27 protein-coding genes and 1 tRNA gene are annotated in these 26789 nt (G+C 45.5%); 16 read left to right on the top strand and 12 right to left on the bottom strand.

The genetic code is table 11. The features are described from left to right. On the bottom strand, positions 1-1008 hold the full coding sequence (locus CAN90_RS04545; protein ID WP_085832644.1) for a CPBP family intramembrane glutamic endopeptidase: 1008 nt from the start codon (positions 1006-1008) through the stop codon (positions 1-3). A 174-nt stretch (positions 1009-1182) separates the two neighbouring features. Next, on the bottom strand, positions 1183-1671 hold the full coding sequence (locus CAN90_RS04540) for a helix-turn-helix domain-containing protein (protein WP_085832643.1): 489 nt from the start codon (positions 1669-1671) through the stop codon (positions 1183-1185). 188 nt (positions 1672-1859) lie between these two features. On the opposite strand from CAN90_RS04540, the gene CAN90_RS04535 reads away from it, so the two are divergent. The 3 genes from CAN90_RS04535 (at position 1860) to CAN90_RS04525 (ending at position 4967) form a co-directional block, all read left to right on the top strand. After that, a complete protein-coding gene (locus tag CAN90_RS04535) occupies positions 1860-2576 on the top strand; it encodes a hypothetical protein (RefSeq protein WP_085832642.1) in 717 nt (238 codons plus the stop codon). A gap of 126 nt (positions 2577-2702) precedes the next feature. After that, positions 2703-4130: a flotillin family protein gene (locus tag CAN90_RS04530; protein ID WP_085832641.1), complete on the top strand. Its 1428-nt coding sequence runs from the start codon at positions 2703-2705 to the stop codon at positions 4128-4130. Positions 4131-4196: 66 nt separating this feature from the next. Continuing rightward, positions 4197-4967: a DUF975 family protein gene (locus tag CAN90_RS04525; protein WP_085832640.1), complete on the top strand. Its 771-nt coding sequence runs from the start codon at positions 4197-4199 to the stop codon at positions 4965-4967. Positions 4968-5200: 233 nt separating this feature from the next. Here CAN90_RS04525 and CAN90_RS04520 read toward each other — a convergent pair whose 3' ends face one another. From CAN90_RS04520 to CAN90_RS04510, 3 genes are all read right to left on the bottom strand, one after another. Beyond that, positions 5201-6421: an FprA family A-type flavoprotein gene (locus tag CAN90_RS04520; protein ID WP_085832639.1), complete on the bottom strand. Its 1221-nt coding sequence runs from the start codon at positions 6419-6421 to the stop codon at positions 5201-5203. Positions 6422-6438: 17 nt separating this feature from the next. Continuing rightward, positions 6439-8349 (bottom strand): acyl-CoA dehydrogenase family protein, encoded by a 1911-nt coding sequence (locus CAN90_RS04515; RefSeq protein ID WP_085832638.1) that lies wholly within the window; start codon positions 8347-8349, stop codon positions 6439-6441. A gap of 68 nt (positions 8350-8417) precedes the next feature. Further along, on the bottom strand, positions 8418-8828 hold the full coding sequence (locus tag CAN90_RS04510) for an RrF2 family transcriptional regulator (protein ID WP_085832637.1): 411 nt from the start codon (positions 8826-8828) through the stop codon (positions 8418-8420). Positions 8829-9262: 434 nt separating this feature from the next. Between CAN90_RS04510 and CAN90_RS04505 the strand changes: the two genes are divergently transcribed. The 5 genes from CAN90_RS04505 to CAN90_RS04485 all read left to right on the top strand — a co-directional run bounded on the left by CAN90_RS04505 (position 9263) and on the right by CAN90_RS04485 (position 13594). After that, on the top strand, positions 9263-9970 hold the full coding sequence (locus CAN90_RS04505; RefSeq protein ID WP_085832636.1) for a lantibiotic protection ABC transporter ATP-binding protein: 708 nt from the start codon (positions 9263-9265) through the stop codon (positions 9968-9970). Next, positions 9963-10685, top strand: coding sequence for a lantibiotic immunity ABC transporter MutE/EpiE family permease subunit (locus tag CAN90_RS04500; RefSeq protein WP_085832635.1), 723 nt, complete (start codon positions 9963-9965; stop codon positions 10683-10685). Before CAN90_RS04505 ends, CAN90_RS04500 begins: the two co-directional genes overlap by 8 nt. A gap of 2 nt (positions 10686-10687) precedes the next feature. Continuing rightward, positions 10688-11446, top strand: coding sequence for a lantibiotic immunity ABC transporter MutG family permease subunit (locus CAN90_RS04495; RefSeq protein WP_085832634.1), 759 nt, complete (start codon positions 10688-10690; stop codon positions 11444-11446). A gap of 127 nt (positions 11447-11573) precedes the next feature. Continuing rightward, positions 11574-12233, top strand: a complete 660-nt coding sequence (locus tag CAN90_RS04490) for a response regulator transcription factor (RefSeq protein ID WP_085832633.1) — start codon at positions 11574-11576, stop codon at positions 12231-12233. After that, complete coding sequence (locus tag CAN90_RS04485; RefSeq protein ID WP_159450355.1) at positions 12224-13594, top strand: sensor histidine kinase; 1371 nt, start codon at positions 12224-12226, stop codon at positions 13592-13594. Before CAN90_RS04490 ends, CAN90_RS04485 begins: the two co-directional genes overlap by 10 nt. Before the next feature lie 129 nt (positions 13595-13723). Here the strand turns inward: CAN90_RS04485 and CAN90_RS04480 are convergent, their stop codons facing one another. The 4 genes from CAN90_RS04480 to CAN90_RS04465 all read right to left on the bottom strand — a co-directional run bounded on the left by CAN90_RS04480 (position 13724) and on the right by CAN90_RS04465 (position 15560). Then, positions 13724-14677, bottom strand: a complete 954-nt coding sequence (locus CAN90_RS04480; RefSeq protein WP_085832631.1) for an ABC transporter substrate-binding protein — start codon at positions 14675-14677, stop codon at positions 13724-13726. Between the two features lie 206 nt (positions 14678-14883). After that, positions 14884-14960: transfer RNA gene (locus CAN90_RS04475), tRNA-Arg, on the bottom strand. Between the two features lie 82 nt (positions 14961-15042). After that, positions 15043-15351, bottom strand: a complete 309-nt coding sequence (locus CAN90_RS04470) for an RNA polymerase sigma factor (RefSeq protein ID WP_242953570.1) — start codon at positions 15349-15351, stop codon at positions 15043-15045. Then, a complete protein-coding gene (locus tag CAN90_RS04465) occupies positions 15348-15560 on the bottom strand; it encodes a hypothetical protein (protein WP_085832629.1) in 213 nt (70 codons plus the stop codon). Before CAN90_RS04465 ends, CAN90_RS04470 begins: the two co-directional genes overlap by 4 nt. A 322-nt stretch (positions 15561-15882) precedes the next feature. Between CAN90_RS04465 and CAN90_RS04460 the strand changes: the two genes are divergently transcribed. The 7 genes from CAN90_RS04460 to asnB all read left to right on the top strand — a co-directional run bounded on the left by CAN90_RS04460 (position 15883) and on the right by asnB (position 21570). Then, positions 15883-16275, top strand: a complete 393-nt coding sequence (locus CAN90_RS04460; RefSeq protein WP_085832828.1) for a helix-turn-helix domain-containing protein — start codon at positions 15883-15885, stop codon at positions 16273-16275. Next, a complete protein-coding gene (locus tag CAN90_RS04455; protein WP_085832628.1) occupies positions 16256-16720 on the top strand; it encodes an ImmA/IrrE family metallo-endopeptidase in 465 nt (154 codons plus the stop codon). Before CAN90_RS04460 ends, CAN90_RS04455 begins: the two co-directional genes overlap by 20 nt. Positions 16721-16868: 148 nt before the next feature. After that, the gene (locus CAN90_RS04450; protein ID WP_085832627.1) at positions 16869-17399 is read left to right on the top strand and encodes a hypothetical protein; all 531 of its coding nucleotides are present in this window, start codon (positions 16869-16871) and stop codon (positions 17397-17399) included. A 12-nt stretch (positions 17400-17411) separates the two neighbouring features. Further along, on the top strand, positions 17412-17927 hold the full coding sequence (locus CAN90_RS04445; protein ID WP_085832626.1) for a flavodoxin family protein: 516 nt from the start codon (positions 17412-17414) through the stop codon (positions 17925-17927). Beyond that, positions 17924-18994, top strand: coding sequence for a tRNA 2-thiouridine(34) synthase MnmA (gene mnmA, locus CAN90_RS04440; RefSeq protein ID WP_085832625.1), 1071 nt, complete (start codon positions 17924-17926; stop codon positions 18992-18994). Before CAN90_RS04445 ends, mnmA begins: the two co-directional genes overlap by 4 nt. Positions 18995-19041: 47 nt before the next feature. Next, positions 19042-19674, top strand: a complete 633-nt coding sequence (locus CAN90_RS04435; protein WP_085832624.1) for a CpXC domain-containing protein — start codon at positions 19042-19044, stop codon at positions 19672-19674. A 27-nt stretch (positions 19675-19701) separates the two neighbouring features. After that, entirely contained in the window at positions 19702-21570 is a 1869-nt protein-coding gene (asnB, locus tag CAN90_RS04430) for an asparagine synthase (glutamine-hydrolyzing) (RefSeq protein WP_085832623.1), read from the top strand. Positions 21571-22306: 736 nt separating this feature from the next. On the opposite strand, the gene CAN90_RS04425 is transcribed toward asnB, so the two are convergent. Then, a complete protein-coding gene (locus CAN90_RS04425; RefSeq protein WP_085832622.1) occupies positions 22307-22555 on the bottom strand; it encodes a hypothetical protein in 249 nt (82 codons plus the stop codon). 1753 nt (positions 22556-24308) lie between these two features. Here CAN90_RS04425 and CAN90_RS04420 point away from each other — a divergent pair. Then, positions 24309-25697 (top strand): hypothetical protein, encoded by a 1389-nt coding sequence (locus CAN90_RS04420; protein WP_085832621.1) that lies wholly within the window; start codon positions 24309-24311, stop codon positions 25695-25697. A gap of 64 nt (positions 25698-25761) precedes the next feature. Here CAN90_RS04420 and CAN90_RS04415 read toward each other — a convergent pair whose 3' ends face one another. Then, the gene (locus CAN90_RS04415) at positions 25762-26439 is read right to left on the bottom strand and encodes a DUF1129 domain-containing protein (RefSeq protein ID WP_085832620.1); all 678 of its coding nucleotides are present in this window, start codon (positions 26437-26439) and stop codon (positions 25762-25764) included. Continuing rightward, entirely contained in the window at positions 26423-26767 is a 345-nt protein-coding gene (locus CAN90_RS04410; RefSeq protein WP_085832619.1) for a PadR family transcriptional regulator, read from the bottom strand. The genes CAN90_RS04415 and CAN90_RS04410 overlap by 17 nt, the downstream gene beginning before the upstream one ends. Between the last annotated feature and the right edge of the window lie 22 nt (positions 26768-26789).

The raw sequence follows: 26789 nt of genomic DNA, 5'->3' as shown, positions 1-26789 counted from the left end.
TTAAAAATTCTCCAGCGTATAAACTGCGGTGGAAAGCGAAATCAGAATCAAAGCAACGGATGCAGGATTCCAAAGAGTAGTAATGAATTTTTGCGAGGGTGATAACAGAGAATTATTTTCATTGAGCTCGAATAAGTTTTTGTTATGGCGGGAAAGCAAAACCAATGCTACGACGCCAGCGATGGCTGAGCCGAAAAAGTAAATGACGTACGCAGAATTGGCAGTGGCTTGATCCGTGTAAAATTGAGATAGCTGGAAGAGAACGGAAGTACCATTATTAATAAAATGGATGAGGATAGATACCCACAGGCTCCCAGTTTTGATTACGGCAAATGCTAGAACCAAACCGCACGGGAACGCAAACAGCATCTGCGCGAAATTTCCGTGATAGAGTGCAAATAAAAAGGCAGAGCTGAAAATGGCAATGGTATCTCCAAATTGTCGCAGACCGCTTAAAATTACGCCACGAAAGATAAGCTCTTCGGTTAAAGCGGGAATGAGTGCGAGTGTCACAAAAAAGAGCACCTGTACCAAGGGGTCTTCATTTAATGGCAGCTCAGGTACCTTTCCGCTGTACCCCATGGATTGAAAGAAGGAGACCAGCATGCTAGACGGAATATTTGCCGTTGTGCAAATTCCTACCCCAAATACTACGATTCCCAGAGCGAATAGAGGCTGAACGGGTTCGAACCGAAGCGCGTTGGAGGGAGAAATATGGCGGATACCCATATAAAAAAATACGGGTAGGGTTAGCCCAATTAAATACACCGAGGAGTAAGAAAAAAAGTATAGAATGGGCGGTATTCCCTGAAAAGCATCCAGAGGGAAACCCACAAGCCCCAATTCCTTCAAATACAGGCGCGAGGAAAGAGACAGTACCATAACAAGTACTTGAATTACGATTAAAACAACACAAAGACGATTCGCCTCCCAGCGAAGAGCCTTTTTTTCTTGCTCGGCGGGGTACCGGCTAAAATCGGATGGTATGCCGGTTACTGGATGCTTCATGCGAAATCTCCTTTTCAATACAAAACGCTCTGCGGCAAGTTATAGAGTGTGTTTGCCGTGAAACTGCGGATGGAATGGAATAATTCTTAGTTTAAAGCAATTATAACACACGAAAAGTCAAATGGGAACCGAAGCAATTAATTTGAGGGAACGCAGCACGGTTGCCACATTCCCTCAAGAGTTTTCGATTTCATCCAGCAACAAAAGTGCGTTGGCGCGAATATCTACGGATGCGTAAACACCGCGCTGTGCATGCTCCGCCGCGAGACGTGCATGAGTGGTGGCATTTGCATATTCTTGCTGCTGCGCATACTGCCGTGCCAGCACTAGGTGTGCACGGGCGGCAATCGCATCGCTTTCGTCGTGCAGGTCGTGCGTTAAGTTGCTCGCAAGGAGAATGGCGGAATCAGCCTGGCCTTGCGCCAACGCATTTTTAGCCTGAACCAATGTTTCAATTGGATCATCTCCCGCAACAAGCTGAACCATGGGAATAGACAGAACCTTAGATAAATACTCCAGCGTTTTCATAGAGGGGGTAGCGGTTCCGCTTTCAATTTGACTTAGCATATTGCGTGTAATAAAGTCGCCGACCACCTCACTTTGTGTTAAACGCTTGGCTAGGCGGGCTTCCCGTATCTTTCGGCCAAGTTTCTGTGCATCCATTCCCAATTCACCTCCGCATTGCTATGTAAATTTAATTTACACTAGTATAGCAACTTCTGTTTTATTTTTCAACTAAAACTATTTGAAAGAGAATAGCAATCTTTAACAAATAACAGGAAAATCAATTGACATAGACCATATGGGGTGATATACTAAAAGTAAATTACATTTACATTGAGGTGAGGAATATGCAGGAGTGGTGGGGAACTCTGGATTTATTATCGCAGGTATTATACTGTATTGCCGTACCTTCGAGCTTAATTTTATTCATCCAGATTATTATGACAATTGTTGGCTTTGGGCAAAGTGGTCCGGGGGTGAACCCTGATGACCTTTCTGGATTTGATAGCTTTGGAGATTCGACCGATTTTGATTTGGATTTGGGCGGAGATGGAAACTTCGATTCCAGCGATATTGGCACAGGGGATGGCGGAAGTCCCGGTGATTTGGGAGCCCTTCACCTGTTTACCTTAGAAGGAATCGTGGCATTCCTCACGGTTTTCAGTTGGACGGCTATTCTTGCGTATCAATCTGGAACTGCGGGTACAATTGCGGTATTGATTGGAGCTGTTTTGGGCTCGGCTGCCATGTTCGGTGTTGCGAAGATTATTCAGCTAACGTCACGCCTTGCCTCTAATGGTACACTGCAAATGCGCAACGCTCTCGGGGAGACGGCAACGGTTTATTTGATGATACCGGCACGGGGTGCGGGGCAGGGAAAAGTAAACCTAACCATACAGGAGCGCTTTATTGAAGCTTCTGCCATTACAGATGGGTTAATGAATATACCCAGTGGCGCGTTTGTACGTGTGATTGATGTTCGCGCCGATAATGTTCTTGTAGTGGAACCGGAGGAACAACCCTTAGATTCTTTCGTTAATGAAGGAAGCACAGAGGATATTTAAGACGGTGTGAGATTTAATGCTACTTCACCTTACAGTCGCTAAGAAAACTAATAATATTTTAGCGGATTCTTTTTTGGCGAAAAACCAGTTTAAGTAGAAATAAAATGATTAATGGGAGGCTTTTTTATGGGAATGGAACTTATTGTAGCAATTACAATTATTGTGGTTGTGCTGTTTGCCGCTTTGCTTGGTGTACTTTCGCGCTACCGCAAGTGCCCGTCCGACAAGGTTTTGGTCATTTACGGAAGAGTTGGCAATGACAAATCGGGGCAGACAAAGTCTGCAAAATGTATTCATGGTGGTGCCTCTTTCATCATCCCGATTATTCAGGCGTATCAATATATGGATTTAACGCCGATTTCCATCAATGTTGATTTGAAAAGCGCCTTATCAAAACAAAACATACGAGTCGATGTACCATCTAGATTCACAGTAGGTATTTCAACAGAGCCGGGAATCATGCAAAATGCGGCAGAGCGGCTACTGGGGTTGAAGATGGCTGAAATTCAAGAGCTGGCAAAGGACATCATTTTTGGTCAGCTGCGTTTGGTCATCGCAACTATGGACATAGAAGAGATTAATACCGACCGTGATAAGTTTTTGCTTGCAGTTTCAAACAACGTGGAAATTGAGCTGAAGAAAATCGGTCTTCGCCTGATTAACGTAAACGTGACGGATATTAACGATGAATCCGGCTATATTGACGCTCTGGGTAAGGAAGCCGCTGCCAAAGCAATTAACGATGCGAAAAAGAGCGTGGCGGAGAAGAACCGCGATGGTGAAATTGGCCATGCAAATGCGCTTATGGATCAGCGTATTAAGGTGGCAGCGGCAGATGCTACTGCTATTCAGGGCGAAAATGATGCAAAAATAGAAGTGGCACAATCAGAGGCAAATCGACGTGAAAAGGAAGCCGAGGCACTGCGGCAGGCAACCGCAGCTGAAAAGGTGCAGGCGGCTATGGCATTGCAGGAGGCTTATGGTGCACAGGAGCGTGCCGAGCAGCAACGTGCCGAGCTTGTCAGGGCTTCCCAAAGAGCAGATATTGTGGTTAACGCTGAAATCGATAAGCAGCAGAAAGAAATTTCTGCTGAGGCAGAAGCAGAGGTAACCCGCCGCAGAGCCAGAGGTGAAGCGGATGCAATCTATGCAAAAATGGAAGCACAGGCACGAGGCGTGGAAGAGATTTTAACCAGACAGGCGACCGGTATGAGGCAGCTTGTGAATGCGGCAGGCGGTGACCCGGATGCGGCAGTCAAATTTATTATTGCAGATAAACTGGAGCAGTTGGTTCAGCTTCAGGTGGATGCCATTAAGAATATTAAAATTGACAAGGTCACTGTGTGGGACAGCATGGGCGGTGGAGAAAATGGTACGCCAACCACAGCGAACTTTCTCTCTGGTATGCTCAAATCCATTCCCCCGATGAATGAGCTATTCCAGCAGGCAGGCATGAATTTACCGGAGTTTCTTGGAACAGATGCATCTGCGGGTGAAGCTATTCCGACTAATCCAGAAGAAAAAGAGGAAGAGAATACGCAAGCCCCTTCTTGATTGTAGAGTGAATTTGCGGTACTAACGGTATGGTTGCATGAAATAGGAAAGGGGTTAATATAAAGCATGTGGAGCAGAGAGATATTAAAAAGTAACGCAAAAATCGCAATCCGCGGGAAAAAGTTTTGGATAGCGTTTTTGCTCGTAGCAGCTTATGAGTTATTACCGGCTATTGTTGGGTATGTTTCGGGGTATGATAAAATCAATACTGATATCATAAATGCATTTATCCGTCGTACACCAATGCCATCTTTCGGGCAGGCGTTGGGTTATAACTTAACTTATCTTTTGATTAGCATCTTGATTTTGACGCCAATTTTCGTGGGACTGCGCGGCTTTTTTGTTCGAAATCACTTTAATGCAGGTAAACCCTCCGATTTTTTGATGGCATTCCGTGGAGGATACGGCAATGTGATTTTGGTAAGTTTTATAACCAATTTATTTATTGGTTTGTGGTCGCTTTTGCTGCTCATTCCTGGTATTATAAAGACGTTTGAATACTATATGGTACCGTTTTTGCTGTCGGATAACCCGAACCTTTCAGGGAAGAGGGCGCGAGAGATTAGCCGTAAGATGACAGACGGAGAAAAAGGCGCAATCTTTGTGCTCTTGCTCTCATTTATTGGGTGGTTTATACTTCTTCTTTTCGTTGGCGCGTTTTTTGACATGTGGTTATTTGTCTCACCAGTGATAAATACGATTGGTCAAATCGTGGTACGTTTGGGCAATGTAATGATTATGGTGTATGTGTATGCAACCTTTGCAGAGCTGTATCTTTTCCTGCGTGACCGGGCGATTCAAACTGGCATGGTACAGCCTGAAGAGCTTGGGTTATAACATGCTAGTGTTATAGCTTTACAAAATAGTAAAATGCAAATAGAGCCGGCGCAGCAAATGCTGCGCCGGCTCTATTTGCGAAAAAAATCACCGACCCTCCTGCCAATATAGGGGTACTAGCAGGGGAATCGGCAATTTTTAATCTGCGGAGTCAAGCTGCTTACGTCAGCATCGTGCTTCGCTGCGCAGCAATTAAAACAAGGGAGTGGCAGTTGATACCGCAGGGTAATAGGTTAGTTTTCTTCCTTCATCGAATCTAAAATGGCATCTGCAAGCGTATCCAGCTCTACTACCTTATCTGCTCCAAGAGAAGAGGCCATACTGATTCGCTCATTGAGCACGTTCATATCCTTCATCTCTTCGGTAAGGAACTTGTGCATTAAATCGCCGGAGCAGCAAGCCCAAGAGCCATTTTCAATAATGGCGACCGTACGCTTTTGCACGTTCAATGCCTTCATATCAAGAAGGAAGTTGTGCATGGCTGGGTAAATACCCAGATTATAAGTAACGGAGGCAAGCACAATATGGCTGTATTTAAAGGATTCAGAAATAAGCTGTGATACATCGGTAGAAGAAACATCGTATAATGCAATATTCGTCATACCTTTATCGCAAAGCTTGGCAGCCAGTGCCTGCGCGGCAGACTCGGTGTTGCCGTACATGGAGGCATAAACCACCAGAACGCCTTTTTCTTCTGGTGCATAACGGCTCCAGGTGTCGTACTTTTGAATAAAGTACATTAAATCTTCACGCCAAACGGGACCGTGCAGCGGGCAGATGATTTTAATCTGGTCTAGTATGCCGCCTGCTTTTTTCAGTAGAAGCTGGATGTGCGGGCCATATTTACCAACAATGTTGGTAAGGTAACGGCGGGCATCGTCAAGCCAGTCTCGGTCAAAATTCACTTCGTCTGCAAACAGTTTGCCGTCCAGAGCGCCAAAGGTACCAAACGCATCGGCAGAGAACAGAACACCGTTTGTAACATCGAACGTAACCATAACCTCCGGCCAGTGAACCATGGGAGCAAATACAAAGGTGACGGTGTGCTTGCCGAAGCTAAAGGTATCACCCTCTGCCACCTCTACCATTTTGTGTTCATCCACATGGAAGCCGAACTGGCGCATCAGCATGAAGGCTTTTTCGTTACTGATGATAGTAATATCTGGCCAGCGAAGCAGAATCTCATCAATAGAGGCGGCGTGATCTGGCTCTAAGTGATTGATGACAAGGTAATCGAGAGGTCTGCCGTTTAGTACATGCTGAGCATTTTCGACCAGCTGGCGGCAGGAGCACCAATCGACGGTATCGAACAATACAGTTTTTTCATCCAACAGTAGGTAAGAGTTATAAGAAACACCTCTGGGGATGGGATACGCATTTTCAAACAGGGCGAGCCGGTGGTCATTGGCTCCTACCCAATATAAATCTTCGGTAACATTTCTGACGCAATACATCGTTTTACCTCCCTCTATTAAGCCTCAATAAACTGTTCCTTGGGCTCGGCGCACTCTGGGCAAACCCAGTCTTCCGGCAGTTTTGCAAACAAAGTACCGGGAGCAATTTCGCTCTCTTCGTCACCCAGCTCCGGTACATACTCGTAGCCACAGCCACAGCATACGTAACGGGGGCCAATCGGCTGGGGTTTGGGCATTTGCGGGCGCTTCATCTTAATCATGGGCGGTGCGGGTTGCTTTTCGCCGTTGCCCAGAGCTTCCGCCAGCAAGGGAAGAACCTCATTAACGTCGCCAACAATACCGTAGTCGCAGTTTTTGAAGATAGGAGCATTTGCGTTTTTATTGATTGCTACAATAATGGAAGCGTCTTTAATTCCCTTAAGGTGCTGAGTCGCACCAGAAATACCGCACGCAATGTACAGGTTGCCGGTGAATTTTTGGCCGGACATACCCACATAGCGGTTGAGCGGAATGTATTTGAGAGTTTCCGCTACTGGGCGGGAGGAGCCGATTGCAGCACCTGCGGCCTTTGCCAAAACTTCAATTAGCTTCATGTTTTTCTTTTCCCCAATGCCCTTACCCGCCGAAACAACGCGCTCCGCACGAGCGATTGGGGTATCAAGTGCAATGCCGACCGTAAAGTCGAAGCCATCCTTTTTGAGCGCCTCTGCCAAAGCCTGAACCTGCTCTTTGGCGTCGCCTTCTCGAAAAAGAACTTTTTTACGCACACCGGTAATGGGTGCGGGTTTTTGCATACGGCGATCGGCTCCGCCCGCTTTCTTTGGCGGTTTGCCTAGAATATGAGAGGCAATCACAATACGCTGAATCTCGTTGGTACCCTCGTAAATGGTCGTAATTTTTGCATCGCGGTACATACGCTCTACTTCCATGCCCTTTAGGTAGCCGGTGCCGCCGAAAATTTGGAGCGCATCGTTTGTAACCTCAAGTGCAATGTCGGAGGCATATTGTTTTGCCATCGCGGATTCCATGCCGTAAGGCTCGTGGTGCTCCTTCATTTCTGCGGAAGAGTAAACCAGGAAGCGTGCACAGCGCAGCTTGGTTGCCATATCTGCAATTTTAAAGGAGATTGCCTGCTGAAAACCAATGGGCTTACCGAACTGAACGCGTTCTTTTGCGTAATCCACCGCTTGGTCAAACGCACCCTGTGCAATTCCCAGCGCCTGCGAAGCAATGCCGATACGGCCGCCGTCCAGCGTAGCCATGGCGATTTTAAAGCCGTCCCCCTCTTTGCCGAGAAGGTTCTCTTTGGGTACTTTCACATCGTTAAAAATTAATTCCGCAGTAGAGGAGGAACGAATGCCCATTTTATCGTAATGGTCACCAAACTCAAAGCCTTTCCAGCCCTTTTCAACAATAAATGCCGAAATGCCGTGCGTACCTATGTCTGGAGTGGTGACAGCGAATACAACGTAAACATCTGCCTTGGGGGCATTGGTAATAAAGATTTTGCTGCCGTTTAATAAGTAATAATCACCTTTGTCAATCGCGGTGGTTTCTGTTCCGCCTGCATCGGAGCCTGCGTTAGTTTCGGTTAGCCCAAAGGCTCCGAGCTTTTCACCCTTACATAACGGGATTAAGTATTTTTTCTTTTGCGCCTCATTACCAAAGGCAAATATGGGCCATGTGCCTAAAGAGGTATGTGCAGAGAGAATCACTCCGGTGCCACCATCAATACGGGAGAGCTCTTCTACTGCAATGGCATAGCTGATGATATCCAGTCCCAGGCCGCCCCACTCTTTGGGGTAAGGGATGCCCAGCAGTCCCAATTTCCCCAGTTCGGCTACTGCTTCATCGGGGAACTCATTTTCCTTATCCAGCAGAAAGGCCAGGGGCTTTACTTTTTCCTCTGCAAAATTCCGAACCTTCGCCCGGAGTTCCTCGTGCTGCTGTGTGGTCTTGAATAACATATTGCTTCCTCCTTTTGCGACTAATCTATCGTTAGGTTTTTGCTACAAATAAAAATGGAGAGGGAAGGTCAGTTGCCAAATAAAATAGATTGCAAGGTGTGTGAATTGAGCTCACGGTTAATGGCCTTTTGAATGTGTGCCAATTGAACGTGTGCTTTGCAAATTTCACCCCCGTGCGCCTTTCGCCATGGACACTCGTAACCTGGTTCGGTGCAGGCGCTTACAGCGGCCTCGCGTTCCATAGCACGAATTAGCTGGTATAGCGTAATAGAATTAAGGTCTACCGTTAAGGAACAGCCACCTTCTGCTCCGCGTGTGATTTGAAGAAAGCCCGCTTTCTCCAGCTTTTTCAATATTTTGTAGGCGAACTGTTGGGGAATCTGCTCATTTGTTGCTAGCTCAGCGGCAGTTTGGCGGTTACCGTCTGCCAGAGCGCGCAGAATTCGCAGTGCATAATCCGTTTCTTTTGTGATGAGCAATGTGACACCTCCGCTTTCTGTCTGCATTCTAGCAAACTGGATAAATTTTGTCAAGATTAAATTTAGTAAAAAGCTGTTTTTGAAGATAAATATAATAAAAAATTTATACAAATATTACAAATTTTTTAGAATTGTGAAACGAGATAACGTTGGAAAGCTTGTCCATTTGCAGGAATGGTGCTGAAAAATGCGTTGCACTCTTTCCTTTTGTTGTCTTACTAAACTACATATAGAATTGAATTATATATTTTTTTACTTCATTCATCGAATAATAAACAGGCATTTCTTGCCATTTGGGCAATGCGCGTTTGTTATTTGTCTATTTTTTTTGTAATATAACTATTAAATTTAAATGATGCTTTTATATTTGAAAAGCTTATAAAATCTTTAGAAACGCTCGCTATGCTAATAGCAAGAAAACAAAAGGAGCGTTTTTGATGCAGTATATACTTACAACAAAAGACCTTTGCAAGAATTTTAAGGGCCAAGCGGCAAATCAAAATATTTCAATCTCGGTTGAGCAAAATTCGGTGTATGGTCTTCTTGGACCAAACGGGGCGGGAAAATCCACCTTGCTTAAAATTCTTACAGGAATGCTTGTGCCGACATCGGGTGAAATTTATTTTGAGGGTAGGCCGTGGAGTCGCAAATCACTGATGGATATTGGAGCACTCATTGAATCACCCCCCATTTATGAAAACCTAACTGCTCGTGAGAATCTCAAGGTTAGAACCCTGCTTTATGGCTTGCCAGATAGCCGCATGGATGAAGTGCTGCATACAGTGGGGCTAACAAATACCGGTAAAAAGAAAGCGGGTCACTTTTCAATGGGCATGAAACAACGGCTGGGCATTGCCATGGCACTATTGAACCACCCGAAGCTGCTTATTTTGGATGAGCCGACCAATGGTCTTGACCCGATTGGCATTGAGGAGCTGCGGGAGCTGATTCGCTCATTTCCCGCACAGGGTATTACGGTAATTCTCTCGAGCCATATTTTGTCTGAGGTACAACACATTGCCAATCACATTGGAATTGTTGCTAACGGACGACTTTGGTATGAGGATAAAATTGATGCCGAGGGGGATTTGGAGGAGCTGTTTATGGAGGTTGTGAGAAAGGCGGGTGTACAAAATGCTTAATTTCGTTAAATCGGAATGGCTGAAACAGAAACACACCTTTCAGCCGAATTTTGTTTGGCTAGCACCTTTGCTGACGCTTCTGATGGGTGTATTTTTAATGGGAGGCGCCAATCTTCAAAACGGTGCTTATAATTGGTGGTACACCATTTTACTTCCTGGCAGCTTTACCATGTTTACAGCATTTATGACCGCACGGGAGAAACAAAAAAATAGACATGGCTTGTTTGGCATTGCCGTACAGAAAGGCAGGCTATGGCAGGCGCAAATTATACTGGGAACGATGTATTTGTTTGCTACCTGCATGCTCTTTTTTGCAGGTGCCGCACTGGGTGGCTTTGTATTTGAGCAAACAGTTCCAGTTGCTGCCGGGTTAGTGGGCAGTCTGGTGCTCTTTGTTACCTTTGCGTGGCAGATTCCGCTTTGGATGTTTGTGACCGAAAAACTGGGAACCTTTGCGGCTGTCTTTCTTAGTTTTGCGTGTAATTTGGGAGTAGGAGTATTTTTTGCAACGGAGAAGCTTTGGTGGAACCCTTTTTCTATCCCAGCCCGCCTAATGACCCCCATCATTGGTGTATTGCCAAATGGATTGTGGGCAAAAGCAGGCAGTGAGCTTACAAACAAGGGCGTGATCGTACCGGGCTTGTTGATTTCGATTACGCTGTTCCTGCTAGCTACGGTGGTAACGACAAGGTGGTTCCAAAAAAAGGAGGTATAACCATGCAGACTTTCACTCGTAATTTACGGTCAGATACGTACCGATTTATACACTCCGCACTTATGCCAATCCACCTGCTGGTCCCGCTTTTGGGTGCGGGCATCTTTCTTCTCTATTACAATACGTCGCGTTGGGATGAGATTCTGAAAGTGATAGCTTATTTACAGGCTTTGGCGCTTGTATTCCCGTTTTTAACTGGAATCATTGTAGTAATGGCCAGCGAACAAGAGCTAAATGCCGGAGGATTTCAATTGATGCTTGCTTGGCCGGGTAAGAGACAAACACCGCATTTTAGCAAGTTAAGCGTATTATTGTTATTTGGACTTCTTGCCTGCGTTGTGGCTGTTTGTGGGTTCGGAGTTGTATTTACTGCAACAGGGAATACCTTACTGCCCATGTCACTTTTTTGGCAGGCAGCCCTGCTCTTATTCTTAGGGAATATGCCGTTGTACCTTTTGGAATATTTATTGAGTTTTTCTTTAGGAAAAGGGATAGGGCTTGGCCTAGGGCTAATAGGCAGCTTGCTTTCGGCATTGCTGATTACAGGTCTGGGGGATGGTATTTGGCCTTTTTTACCGTGGGGTATGGCAACTCGCTATTGCACCATTTTGGTGGAGGCAAATACAAAGGGGCTTGCATTTTTGGAAGCCTCCGGTGTGAAAACCAGTTTGGCTGTTTTTGCGGTATATTGCCTTGTATTGTTATCTGTTTTGTTTTTATGGAGCAACAGATGGGAGGGCAGAAAGGACGGGACAGAGTGAACTTTTATGCACCTGTTAATATCTTTTTTGATTATAAATTGATTCTCTAAAAACATATACACTTAAAAAGATGATACAATAGATTTAAAAGTCATGATAATAAAAGAGGTGCAAAGGAGGCGGTAGAATGGCAAATATAATTGCAATTGACGATGATGCGGGAATCTGCAAGCTGATTGAGAATGCCTTAACAAGAGATGGGCACTGCGTTACCTGTAAAAACAGCGCGGTTGGTCTGACTCCCCAAGATTTAAAAGTCTATGACCTTATTTTGCTAGATGTAATGATGCCGGAGCTCGACGGCTTTTCCTTTTGTAAACACATACGACAAAATGTGGATGCGCCTATTCTTTTTATTACTGCAAAAACAATGGATCAGGACCTTGTAGATGGGCTTTCTATTGGAGCGGATGATTATATTAAAAAACCATTTAGCCTTGCAGAGCTGCGTGCCCGTGTATCGGCTCACCTGCGAAGAGAGCACCGGGAGCACCACCAAACGCTGCTGTTAGGTAAGGTGCGGTTCGATTTATCTGAGAAAAAAGTGTTTTATGACGACCAAGTTCTTCCGCTTACCAAAAGTGAATATGAAATCTGCGAGCTGCTAGCTCGCAGAAAGGGGCAGGTATTTTCGCTGGAATATCTACTGGAGCAAATATTGGGCTTTAATTCCCAAAGCGATATTGCGGCGATTCGTGTGCATGTAAAGAACATTCGCACAAAGTTTACGAAGTACGGGAATTGTCCCATTGAAACGGTATGGGGGGTAGGCTATACATGGAAGTGAAGAAAGCGTCCTCCCTATCAATGCTGTTTTTACGTTACTTAATGGGGTTTTGGCTGATTTTGCTATTGTTGGTATTTGCTATGTTTGCTATTTTTTATTTTGCAATGAACACAGGAATTCTTTTGACGGCGAACCATGCAGAGCGGGCACTCCAGAGTAGTGAAAGCAAGCTTGCCACAAGTGTGCCGTTTGAGCCTGCTGAAGTACCATACCCCTGCACCTATGCACTTTTTAACGATGAAAATGTGTTGCTACAAACCGATATGCCTGAAAATGCGATCATAAAAATTAAGGGAGCTGTTGCCGCCAAAGAAGAACTGCCACAGAACCAATATCGGCGTATTTTGCGGGCAGACGGAAGCCTTCTAATTGTTGAATTTGACATTATTGTGCATTTTGCAAACCCACAGATGCACAAAGTCGTTCCGAATCCAGAGTTGGCAGGGTTACTCTTTCTTTTTTTATGTTTCCTGTTAGTTGCAGTGCTCATCGCACTAAAATTTAGCAAACGCCTGAAAATAGAGCTGACACCCCTTACCAAAGCAACAGATGCCATTCGGCAAAAGGATTTGGATTTTGAAATTCACCCTACTCGAATACGGGAACTAAACACGGTGCTTCTCTCCATTGACGATTTAAAAACCGCTCTTTCCACGTCTTTAAAAGAGCAGTGGAATATGGAGCAGAGCAAAAATTTTCAGATCTCTGCCATCGCACATGACCTGAAAACTCCGCTTACGGTGATTAAAGGGAATACAGAATTATTGCTGGAGAGTTCCAAGCAAGCCGAAGACAAAGAATTGCTGAAATACATTGAATCAAGTGCAGATAAAATTGAGAATTACACCCGCCTTTTGATTTCTGCGGCATCACTTTCAAAGGATGCTGAAAATACCAACCAGCAGCTGTTTGCTCTTCCAGAGCTAGTAAATGAATTGAAAAAGCAGGGTATGGCACTCTGTAAGACAAAGAATATTGATTTTGTGTTACAAGCAAAAGAAATGCCGGAGAATTTTACAGGTGACCGATTTCTAATTAGCAGTGCGGTAATTAACCTGTTAAATAATGCAGTCGAGCATTCGCAAGAGGGTTCTCTTATTACCTTGGGAATAACCGGAGGGGCAGAGGGTTTCGTATCTGTTACCGTTGCGGACAGAGGTTCCGGATTTTCTGCAGAAGCGCTGAAAAATGCGGACAAACAATTTTACACGGAGCAAGCGGCGCGCAGTGGTAAGCATTACGGACTTGGGCTGTATATTGCAAGAATTGCAGCAGAAAAACATGGCGGTAGGCTAATCATTGCCAACCGCGAAGATGGGCCGGGTGCAAGTGTCACATTAGAATTGCGTAGCAGTAATTGAGAAAAAAGTCTCGTTAATTTAAAAAAGAACAGCTGCAAGCACATTTGTAAAGAGCTTGCAGCTGTTGGAATTTTTTATCTATTTAATTAGTTGTAAGATTCGTTTGCGTATTTTTGTGCACGAACAGTTTTATGATTGGGTGGGTTCCAACATTTTATTCGTAATAATGTCGATTTGAGCAGATAACGAAAGAATATCATTAAACCAAAACATATCGGATGAAGCCTGAATCAGCCTGCCTTCTTTTACGGCGGGAAGGTTTTCCCACACTTTGTTATCAGCTAATCTTTCTTTTCCGGTATTCAGCAGTATATAATCGCCCATATACTCTGGGAGTACTTCATATGAAAGGTCCACAGCGCCATCTTTAAATGCTCTTGACAATTTTTCTGGAACGGAAATACCTAACATATTATAAACAAGATTACCGCCTCGTCCGGCTTCATAAGCGCGCACCATGCCGCCAAATACTTCAACACAAGCAATACTCTTGTTTTGTAGCCCAGCTTTCGCTAATTTCGATTTGGAATCTGCTAGTTTTTGATTAAATGATTTTATCAGTTCTTCTGCTTTTTCTTCGCGATTAAATATTTCACCGAAAAAGCGAAGGCGCTTATCATAGCTCATACTAAAAAAGTTATCTGCTAAAGTAGGTGCGATTTTAGATAAGGTCGCATAACTATTTTGATCATAGCTACCCCAAATGATTAAGTCAGGATTTAATGACATAAGCTCTTCCGGATGAACTTCCCATCCATCGATTATTGTGACATCTTTTGCTAATTCTTCAAATGCGGAACCTTCGCTAAAGGTAGCGCCTACCGGGGTGATGCCAAGAGCGATTAAATCACCTTGGTTATAAGCGATAATAACTTTTTGAGGGTTCTTTGGAATTTCGACATCTCCATATTCCATATGAATTGTTTTAGTGTCTGACAAATTAGAAACCTCACTCACGGAAGCTGGGGAGGATAGATTGTTCTTTTCATCCGTTTTTTCAGTTGACATATTGCATGCGGAAAAGAGTAATGTCATGGAGAGCATTACCGCAATAATACCTTTGTTTTTTGTTCTCTGAAACATTTTAGTTCTCCTTTTTCACTGTGTTCGTTAATACTAACAGTTGCATTCGCGTTTTTACATGTGTGATTAAGTTAATGCATGTATAATTCGATGTACACATAAATTTAATCTCAATGTCCAATTAGTTATAACTAACTTATTATATCATTGCTGTCAAGACGCCACAAAAACAGCCTGCAAACTTTTTTGTTTGCAGGCTGTTTTTGTGGCGTCCCCGGCGCGATTTGAACGCACGGCCTTTCGCTTAGGAGGCGAACGCTCTATCCAGCTGAGCTACGGAGACAAATGATAAATGGTAATGGAAACCCTGCCCCGCAGGGCAACTAGCTGTTTTATTTTACAGCAGGGCAGGGTATTTGTCAATATTATTCCAGGCGGTCAAATGAGTATAAAAGCACGCGCCCCAAGCGCTGGCGTGCTTTTTTTAAGTGCCTGCTTACAGTAGACTCGTGAATGGCAAGCTCATCTGCCGCCTGCCTAGCTGTTAAGCCATCAAAGAAACAAAGCTGTAAGCATTCACGCTGGCGGTCTGTGAGCTCGCCGTCCATCGCCTTGCGAAGTGTTTGTAGCATGCGGTGGTACTCAGTATCGGAACTTTCCCCTTGCCGGGCATATAATTGAAATCCTGCAAGGCCTTCTGTAAATTGGTCTAACGATAAGCGCTTATTCCTCAAAGCTTTCCACCTCTTTTCGCGTAGCTTTGTAACAGTTTCCCGGTTTCTCGGCAATCCAAATACATAGAATAAATTATGGCGATTCTTAAATCCATATCTTTTGCTTCATTTGCCGTGGCTTCTTTTCGTTGATTACGCAAAAAATCAACTCTGTTTTTTAGCTCTTTCGCTTCCGTAAGATATTCTTCTCCCCAACTCATATAATCCATGTCATTTCTCCTTTAAATACACGTAACGTGTAGATTGAATGACAAAGCACGGCAGAGTGGAATGAATTACCGGGGCTTGTCAAATACATCATAACATAGCCATACCCGTGATTCAACCAAATTATTAAACAAATGTTCGATAATTATGTCACAGGGTGATAGTTGGGACAATGCCGTGAAGAAGGCGTTATAAATTTTAAAATCGATTGATAAAACACGAAATGTGTGATACAATAGCATCAATTAAAACTCCGAAAAAGTACATATTATTGAAAGTATGATTGTGGTGGCTTCGTAGGAGTGGTTTGAATGGGTGAGCGTTATGTTTTCGGCTGAATTGAAACGATTGCGAACAGAATATGGGCTTACACAAGCACAGCTGGCAACCCGCTTGGGCATTTCTGCTTCTGCTGTGGGCATGTACGAGCAGGGTCGGCGTGAGCCGGACAGCGAATTACTAGCGCGCTTAGCACGCATGTTCCATGTGAGTACCGACACTCTTTTGGGTTTTCGGCAGGAGCCGCAGGCGGGGCAGGAGCAAGAGGTGAACTCTGTAATAGACCGCTTTACCAACATTCTAAAAAATCAGCAGGGGCTGATGTTTAATGGTACACCGCTTTCCGAGGCAGACCGAGAAAAAATTGTGAATGCAATCCGAGTGGCGGCTGCAATTGCCATTCCGGAGGAGGGAGAAAATGACGAATCAAAGGATTGAACAGGTGGTTCGCTCACTGCGGCTGCGCTATGGCAACAGCGACGTGTTTGAGCTGTGCGACCTCCTGGGCATCCCCGTGCTGTGGCAAGAGCTTCCCCAGTGCGTAAATGGCTTTTGCCTGTGTTTTCAGCAGCGTTTTACGATTGTGCTTAATTTAGCCGTTTCCCCCAAGCTGCACGATTATATTTGCGCACACGAGCTGGGGCATGTTCTTTTGCACGGGAAAACGAATGCGATTGAGCTAAGTGAGACTACGAATTTTTGTATTCCCAGAATTGAAAATCAGGCAGATTATTTCGCGGCATGCCTCTTGTTGCGAGATAGACTACCAGACTGGCGAGAGTGGTATCATCCCCTTACAGTAGAGTGTGTTTCGCAGCTTTCGGGTATTCCGGAGCGAGTGGTTACCCTTTGTATGGAGAAAAGCCAAGCATTGGTCTCTTAAAATACTTCTGAAAAAATAAATTCACAAAATTTTTCTGTTATTCCATGACCTTTTGCGATATAATAAGTGCAGCAATTGAAAAAATTTGCCGTTTCGGCCGGACTCCCGGCAATTCAAACGAAACGGTGCAGCGGATAAAGGAGAAGCTATGAAAATTTTATCTTCCGTCGCATCCAGTGTGACAAAAGCGATTGATTTTGTAGTGGAAGCCAACCGAAAGAGTGCGCTGATTAACCGTATCAAGGCCGTAGTTCGCAGTGAGGAAAAGAACATTGACCGTGCGTATATTGCTTTGGGTAAATACTATTTTAATAATCTGCGCGACAAAGACTTGGAAGAGACAGAGCGCCACTGTTTGTCACTTGAAAATTCTCGCCGCCGGTTGGACCGTGCTTTGACTCGTTTGGAGGAACTTACCGACGAGGAAGAGGACGACTACAACGAGTACGAGGATTATGAGGATTGCTATGCTTGCCAGGCTCGCGATGTGGAGTTTGACAGCTACGATGACGACCTGTATGAGGATGAACGTGAACTGCACCGAGTTGATGGGGTTGGAAGAAGCCATTCCCACGCGGCCTCAGAATACGATGATGAGTTTCGTGTAACAGAATCCCAAACCACTGGTGAAGCCGCCGACGATATAGACGGCAGTGTGATTCCTCCCAGCGAAGAGTAAGGGAGTGCCGGCATGAAACCTTTAATCGTCTGTTTTTCTCAAACGGGGAAAACAAAAAAGCTGTGCGGCTGTATGGCAAAATCGCTGGACGCCGATTTTGTGGAATTAAAGGAAATTGCCCGCCGTGGCCTAATTGGTGCATATACGCTTGGCGTGTATGACGCAATTCGGCGCAAGAGCGGCGACATATTGCCTGTTGATACCGATATTTCAGAGTACGATACTCTGGTTGTAGCTTCCCCAGTTTGGGCGGGTAATGTTACGCCTGCCGTAAACGACTTTATTCGGGAATACGATTTGAGCGGCAAAACGGTGTATGGGTTTATTACCCACGCCGGCGGTGCCGGAGAGGCAGCCAACCTGTTGCGCACAGAGCTTGAGCAGGCAGGGGCTGTTTGCCCGCAGGTTTTGGATTTGCAGGCAACACGAGAATTGATTTATGATGTGAAGGCGGAGCGAAAAGCGTTCCGCCTAACAAGTGACGGCAAGCTGGAGCTCAGCGAACAGGACGGAGAAAAGAAAGAATGAGCAAAAAAATACTGCTGGGAATGAGCGGCGGGGTGGATAGCTCTGTCGCTGCTCTTTTGCTGCAGAAGCAGGGCTATGAAGTGACGGGAATGACCATGCGCCTTCGCCCAGATGAGTACATGTGCAGCAGCCAGAACGGTGGCTGCTGTTCTTTAGATGACATAGATGACGCGCGGCGTGTTTGCTACCGGCTAGGGATTGAGCATTTGGTCATGAATTTTACGCAGGAGTTTGAGCGCGATGTTATTGACCCATTTGCAAAGGAATACCAGGCCGGGCGTACACCAAACCCCTGCATTAACTGCAACCGGTATTTAAAATTTGAAGAAATGCTGCGCCGTGCCAAACAGCTTGGTTTTGATGCCGTTGCCACTGGGCATTATGCCATTGTGCGGCAAAATGAGGCAGGGCGGTGGCTTTTGTACCGTTCCCCTGCGGGGAAAGACCAAAGCTATGCACTGTATTCCTTAACGCAGGAACAGCTTGCACACACGCTTTTCCCCATTGGTGAACTGGAGAAGCCGGAGGTGCGCCGTTTGGCGCAGGAGGCAGAGCTGCCGGTAGCGAAAAAGCCAGATAGCCAAGAAATTTGTTTTGTGGAAGACAAAGATTATGCCGGGTTTATTCGCCGCTACACTGGGAAAGAGCTGCCGGAGGGCGATTTTGTAGATGCGCAGGGCAATGTGCTAGGGCGGCATAAGGGAATTACCCATTATACCGTGGGCCAGCGAAAGGGACTTGGTATTAGCTTCCCCCAGCCAATGTATGTGACAGCAATTGATGCTGAATATAACCGAATTATTCTTGGGCCAGAGGGCAGCCAGTACGCAAAAGAGCTGGTGGCTGGCGACCTGAATTGGATTGCGTTTGATGAGCCGCCTACCGAGCTGTTGGTGCAGGCAAAGGTACGCTACCAAGCAATGCCGGCGCAGGCACGGGTGGTGCCTGATGCCGAGGGACAGGTTCGCGTGATTTTTGATGAACCGCAGCGTGCGGTCACACCGGGACAAGCGGTGGTATTTTACCAAGAAAATTTGGTGGTTGGCGGCGGAACCATATTAAAGTAAGAAAAATTGGTACAAACTTTTAGAATAAGAAGCAATGGGGTGTTAGAATGGCAGCCTGCATTACCAAAGAGCTGAGCTGCCCCGGTTGCGGGGCGGTAAACAAAAGCCATATGTGGATTGAGATTGACGCTTCTGCCGACCCGGAACAGCGGGAGCGCATGTTGGATGAAACTCTGTTCTTCTGGGAATGCCCCGACTGTAACTATCAGGCGCAGATGGTTTACCCATGCCTGTACCACGATAAAGAGCGCGGGCTATTAATCTGTTTATCACCTTCGGGGCGTACCCAGCAGGTAATTGAGGCGGAACAACGACACCCGGGATTAGCGGGATTGAAAAAAAGATTGGTGCTTTCCCCTGCTGAGCTGAAAGAAAAGGTAATGATTTTTGAAAGCGGACTCAATGATGTGGCTCTAGAGATGGTGAAGCTCGCTTTACAGGAGCTGACAGAGAGCAAGCAGCAAACACGGGTGGATCGTACATTTTTTTTAACGATGAGTGAAGAGCTGGACTACTTGGGTTTTTCTATGTTCCTTCGGGGCGAAGAGAAGCCGGTATACCAAGGGGTTCGGCTAGAAGTATATGAAAAATCGCTTCGCGCTGCAGAGCGGGTAGATTTTCAGGAATCAGGCTTTCAGTTGGTGGATTTGGCACTTGCCAGAACGCTGCTGGAGCAATAACCGGAGAAGGGACTCAAGGATTAGGTTATGTGTGGAGTATGCGGATTTACAGGCGAAATTATAGATAGAGAGGCCGTGCTCAAAAGCATGACCGACAAGATTACACACCGCGGGCCAGACAGCAGTGGCTCCTTTCAAACGGAGGATATCTCAATGGGATTCCGCCGCCTGAGTATTATCGATGTGTCTTCTACGGGCGACCAGCCGATTTTTAACGAAGATAAAACGCTGGTGCTTACCTTTAACGGTGAAATTTACAACTACCAGAAGCTGCGTGATGAGCTGATTGAAAAAGGCCATGTGTTTACGACACACACAGATTCAGAAGTGTTGATTCACGGCTTTGAAGAGTGGCAGGAGGGGTTGCTGAACCGCCTGCGCGGAATGTTCACGTTTGCAATCTGGAACACCAAAGATAAGTCTCTGTTTATTGCGAGAGATTTTTTTGGCATTAAGCCGCTGCATTACACAACGGTAAACGACCATTTTGTGTATGGCTCGGAGATTAAAAGCATTTTAGAGTTCCCGGGGTTTGAAAAGCGCCTAGATTACGATACGCTGAACAATTACCTCTCATTTCAATATGCCGTGCCGCCGAAAACCTTTTTTGAAGGCGTGTTTTGCCTTTTGCCCGCCCATTACCTGTGGTACCGTGACGGTAAGGTAACGACCACCCGCTATTGGGAGCCGCGCTTTGAGCCGGATGAATCCCTCTCGGAAGAGGAAGCAATTGACCGCATTGAGAAGGTGTTTGAGGAATCCGTAGAATGCCATAAGATTAGCGACGTTGAGGTAGGCTGCTTCCTGTCTAGCGGTGTGGATTCCAGCTACGTGGCAACGTATTTCCCGGGGCAGAAAACCTTTACCGTAGGGTTTGATTTTGGCGAAAAGTACAATGAGATTGATTTTGCGGAAACTCTTTCAAAAGAGATTGGCGTTGAGCACCATAAGAAGCTAATTACCTCTGAAGAATTCTGGGGCAATATTAAAAAAGTGCAGTACCATATGGATCAGCCTCTAGCGGACCCCTCCTGCATTGCACTGTTTTTTGTATCAAAGCTTGCGAGTGAGTATGTAAAGGTTGTATTGTCCGGCGAGGGAGCGGATGAGCTCTTTGGTGGCTACACCGTTTACAATGAACCGGATGTTTTTGAGAAATACCATAAGCTGCCACAATGGCTTCGCACATTTTTGCGCCGTGTTGTGCAAAAGGTGCCGTGGCATTTTGTGGGACAAGGCTTTATTACACGTGGTGAATTGCCTACAAACCAAAGCTTTATTGGCAATGCCAAAATGTTCGGGTATGAGGATAAAAAGCGTTTGCTCAAAGACCCCTCGATTGCGACAAAGCCCCAAACCCTTACAAAGCCGTATTACGACCGCGTAAAGGATTTGGATGATGTGACCCGCATGCAATATCTCGACATGAATCTTTGGATGGTAGGAGATATTCTGCTTAAGGCAGACCGCATGAGTATGGCTAACTCGCTTGAGCTGCGTGTTCCGTTTTTGGATAAAGAGGTGTTCCGTGTAGCATCGTCTATTCCGAAGCGTTTACGCCTGAAAAATGACACCACGAAATATGCGATGCGCCAGGCTGCACTTCGTCATCTTCCGGCTCGTACAGCGAAGAAAGAAAAGCTGGGCTTCCCGGTTCCTACTCGTGTGTGGCTAAGAGATGAACGGTATTACCAAGTGGTAAAAGACGCGTTTTCTTCCGATTTGGCAAAGCAGTTCTTCCATACAGAGGAGCTTTTGCGGTACTTGGAAGACCACTTTAAAGGCCGCCGTGATTACAGCCGCCGCATATGGACGGTGTTTGTGTTCCTGCTGTGGTATCAGGTTTATTTTGAGGGAGCGGAGCACGAGGAAGGCGACATGCCGAATTTTAAATAGTTGTTTTATAATGAGAAGAGGCAGAAGATTCTGTGACTCTTCTCATTTTTTATTCTTAATATGCGTTCTGTAGTGAGGTATTACGCTGGCGCAGGGCTTGCCCCTCATGCCGGGGCGGGCACAACCTTTCACGAAAGGGTGAAAGGTTGCAAAGGCCTTCCAAAGGGAGAGTGTCGATTCTCTCCCTTTGGATTCCCTCTCAACGACCAAAGGCTCTGCCTTTGGAATCCGGGTGAGCCCCCGCTCTGCATCTGTTTTCCGCACAGGAACAAGCCTGTGCGTTGCAGATTGTGCGTAATGTTCAGCCTTGCAGCTCTAAATAAAAGAAGTATCAGCTACCGAACCTGTTTCAGCGAGGGGACGAGAGCGCTCTAAAAATGACCGCCGACGGATGAAATCTGAATGTTGTTTTTTTAGAAAGCTAGGAGAGTGGGCATTTTTAATGGAGCGCCTTTACAGTAGCTTTTGTTTTCTAGTTTGGGGTCGTTTCCCAAACGGAATCCAAAGGCAGAGCCTTTGGTGAGTCTTTCCGCCTTTTCTCCTCATCGAGAAAAGGCGAGCCTGCCCCGGCTTGAGGGGCGAATGAAAGAAAGAAGAAATCTTCTGCGGCACTAGCCGCTCTAAAATCTGTTAGACTCTTTTTTATTTAGTTTAGAGAAAATTTTTGTTTGGCTAGTAAAAGAAGTGTTGCGCTTGGGCGCAAGGGTTTCTGCTGGCGCAGGGCTTGCCTCTCATGCTATGCTTTCTCTTGCTTTAATAAAGATATTGTTATATAAGAAGTTTTGCGCTCGGGCGCAGGAATTCTGCTGGCGCAGGGCTTGCCCCTCATGCCGGGGCGGGCACAACCTTTCACGAAAGGGTGAAAGGTTGCAAAGGCCTTCCAAAGGGAGAGTATCGATTCTCTCCCTTTGGATTCCCTCTCAACGACCAAAGGCTCTGCCTTTGGAATCCGGGTGAGCTCCCGCTCTGCATCTTCTTTCCGCACAGGAACAAGCCTGCGCGTTGCAGATTGTGCGGAAGGTTCAGCTTTGCAGCTCTAAATAAAAGAAGTATCAGCTACCGAACCTGTTTCAGCGAGGGGACGAGAGCGCTCTAAAAATGACCGTCGACGGACGGAATCACTTTGCATATTTTTTATAATGGCTAGGAGAGTGGGCATTTTTAATGGAGCGCCTTTACAGTAGCTTTTGTTTTCTAGTTTGGGGTCGTTTCCCAAACGGATTCCAAAGGCAGAGCCTTTGGTGAGTCTTTCCGCCTTTTCTCCTCATCGAGAAAAGGCGAGCCTGCCCCGGCTTGAGGGGCGAATGAAAAGAAAGAAGAAATTATTTGTGGCACTAGCCGCTATAATATTTTTATATAAATCTTTTTTTGAGTTTTGCGTTTGGGTGCAGAGTTTTTGCTGCGCAAGGCTTTGCCCCTCGTGCCATATTCACTCATCCTTTTGATTTAGGGAGATATTGATTTGTTCATAAAAGAGGTTTTTGCGCTCGGGCGCAGGAATTCTGCTGGCGCAGGGCTTTGCCCCTCATGCCGGGGCGGGCACCTACTTTCACGAAAGGGTGAAAGTAGGCAAAGGCCTTTCAAGGGGAGAGTATCGATTCTAACCCTTGGATCCCCTCTCAACGACCAAAGGCTCTGCCTTTGGAATCCGACTGAGCTACCGCTCTGCATCTATCTTCCGCACAGGAAACAAGCCTGCGCGTTGCAGATTGCAAATTACGTTTTGATTTGCTGCTCACAAATGAAAAAAGAAATTAGCTTCTGAGCATGTTTCTACTAGTTGACGAGAGCAATGAAAAAAGAGCAAAAAAGAACGCCGTTCCAATCAAGGAACGGCGTGAGCCGCACGGGCGATGGTGCGGCGTTACATGCTTACAGACATTAGCGCGGCGAAGCTGGGTTCTATCCTCCATATGCTCAAGAGAACTCTTTCGCAATTTTGCTTTTCTCCAGGGGAATGGAAATCTGCTGATTCAAAAACTGCGATAGAACTTAATAATTATCCCACTATCTAATCTAGGTGATTTCGTTTCACCAAATGAACAACCCATTCCCAGCTCCGCGTTGCCTTTGTCTGCAAGGCAATAAAAAAGCGCTTGTCACGGAAACCCTCATTGAAAAGGGTACTCCACAACAAGCGATACATTGCATATCGGTTTCAGTCCTCACATTGCCGAGCTTCGCAATCATAATTCCAAAGGCCCCATTTCTGTCCCCTCTATACAAAAGGGAAATAATGGGTTATAATTGTGTGGCAAAGCGCAGTGAAAACTGTTGTTATGGAGGTGTAGTCTCCGTAGCAGGGGGTGGGTGTTGCAGCACTCATTCCTGCTTTGCTTTTTACATTACCTTACGACATAAATATTAACATTATTTACCATATAATGCAAGATAAATATATAAAAATGGGAAAATAAATCACATAATCAATAATTTTGTTCTGTTTCGTCGGATTTTTAATCCGGCTTTTTTTATTTATAATAAGGCTTATTATACTAGTTTTTATGAATCTAGTAGCTTTGTGCTATGACTTTGCCTCTCGTACTTGGCGGGGCAAAAAACATAGGGAGTGGTCCAGAGAAATTCAATAACTTAGCCAAGGGAATCCATTCGTTGCCTTGACGCATAGTTAGATTTTATATATAATGAAAGGGAAATAAAGGGAAATTGTGATAATTAGGCAACCTACAGTAAAACGGCTCGATTGTTCGAGCAGAATGCAGGAGGAACGAAAGCCGATGAGAAAATTAGGAAAAAAATGGATGGCGATGGTGCTGTCTATGGGTCTGTTATGGACAGCGGTGCCTCTACAAACAGTTGCAGCTGCGTCGAGCGACCAAACGGTTGACATAGATATTACTGGTACCAGCTTTAAATTTGATGCTGCAAAGCTATCTGAAATTGAATACATTCTGACCAATGATAAAAAAAATGTAACGGTACAATTGAACTTTGAGTCCGCAACCTCAAAGGCCGTACAGGATATTAGTACCATTACGGTGCCGAAATCCACGTTGCAGGCGATTGAAAAGAGCGGCAAAAAAGCTACCTTTGAGATATACTCCAAAGGCGGAGACAAGGAATATGCTTGGGAATTTACCAACGGTAAAATGGATAAAGCTGCCGATATTAATTTGGCGCTGAAAATGACTTCGGTTTCAACTATTACACTATCTGACCCCATTACGGTAAACAGCGCCGTTTTGCAGATGAAGTACACAAGTGAGCTGCCGAAGAACACTTCGCTTATTCTTCCGGTGGATAAGGGGGATGACACAAAGCTAACTTACCCCGTATTTTACGATTTGGATAATGCCCAGAAAAACTCATTCTATTTGTATAAGCTTTCTGGCTCGAAGCTTTCTTATGTGACCGGTTCTCGGTACAAATTAAATGACGATGATGAGTTTAAAATCAGTGTGACTACTGGTGGTTCTTATGTATTTACGCCCACAAACTTAGGGCTTTCAAACCCGAATAGCAATAATAATTCCAGCTCTGGTACAACAGATTCGGTTCAGCTTAGCAGCTACACCGGTACTGTTGGTATAGGGGGCACGGCTTCTATTTTCATTCAAAGACCAACCTCCGGTACCTTCACCGTGACCTCTGGTAACCCCAGTGTGGCGCAAGTATTGGGTTCGGGTACAGCAGTGAATGGTGGAACACAATACCAAGTGCAGGGGATTTCAGCCGGTACCTCCGTATTCACTGTGAAATCTTCAAACGGAACAACTACGAGCTATACCTTAACCGTTACAACGGGTTCTACACCAACGCCTACACCGTCAAACCGTGGCTGGGTCATGATAGACACGGTAAGCTACCAGTTTGCACCGGGTAATATTTATGACTATAAGGTGACTCTTTCGGGAGCCTCTGCGGATGAAGTGAAAACGACTTCCAGCCGTGCTCATATTGCATCGGTTAAGGAGCTTCGCCGTGTGGCAAGAAGTGACGGACAGGTGGATGTGTATTATCGTATTACCGCACTGAGAGCAAGTGCGGACCCCACAACGGTAAGTTCTACCGTGCGCGGCGTGCATTCCTCCATACGGGTTATGGTGACAGCCGGAGTTAAACAAAATGGTGTTGCCGCCCGCAACCAGAGTTTCTTTACTTCTTGAGTTTTTATTTAATTATAATAAACGAAACGCCGAAACAAGTGTAAAACTTGTTTCGGCGTATTTTTTATCCCTCAAATCGTTCAAAAAAAAGGTACAGCGCGAACATAACAAGGATTGCAATACAGGCTGACCAAATAGATACTGTAAATGCAATTGCCTGCCCATACCATGCGATGAGCAAGAAGAATGCCATAATTCCGACACCAATTAAAAATGCCTTTCCAAAACCGAGTCTCTTTTTTTCTGTCTGAAAGACGGTTTTACATATAGATTGAACAATAAAAGCAGAAAAAGCAATAATCAAGGCAAAGGAAATCACACTGCTAATCGGTACAGAAATAAGAAAATCGACAGGCTGATTGGTAAAGGCGGTACGGATAATACGGTAGGTATCCTTGGAAAATAGAACACCAATCACACTTAAAATTGCCGCACATTGAAAAAAGGTGCTGAGTGCCCCGCATATCCGCTGTGGAACGGTTCTCGCAGGTAAGCTGGCGATAATCTCGTCGCAGAAGGTCTTATAATCGTTACCGATAACCGATTCAATGGAGTCGCCACGTTCTTGTGCGGAGAGAAGCATCTCTAGCAAATCCTGCCGAACAATCTCTTGATGATATTCCGATAAGTGGGATGCACGTAGGTAACAGACCATATCTACCATTACCGGAACGTATTCTGGAAATAAATTTTTATCAAGTTTGTTGTTACTGCGGTTGAGCTGCTTAGATTTCAAATTCATTTTGATTCCCTCCATGCAGAAATAGGTTATTTACTGCCGTCTCGAGTTCTTTCCAGTTTGTGTAAAATCCGTTAAGCTCGTCTTGACCCTCTGTGGATAAAGAAAAGTATTTGCGGCGGGGGCCAAGTGTAGACTCTCGGTATTCTGCGGTGATAAGTCCACTTTTTTCGAGTCGCAGGAGAAGTGGGTAGATGGTTCCCTCCGAAATGTCGGTAAATCCATATTGTTGCAGCTCCTGCGATATTTCATAGCCGTAGGTTTGCCGCCGGCTTATAATTTTTAGAATACAGCCCTCTAGCGTACCCTTCAGCATTTGTGATGGTATCATGCGGGTGCTCCCTCCTGACTTA

Origin of the sequence: Clostridium merdae (assembly GCF_900176635.1) — a bacterium.
GTDB lineage: Bacteria > Bacillota > Clostridia > Oscillospirales > Acutalibacteraceae > Faecalispora > Faecalispora merdae.
Note: the sequence above shows the minus strand (reverse complement) of the source record. Positions and strands in the feature narration are given on the sequence as shown.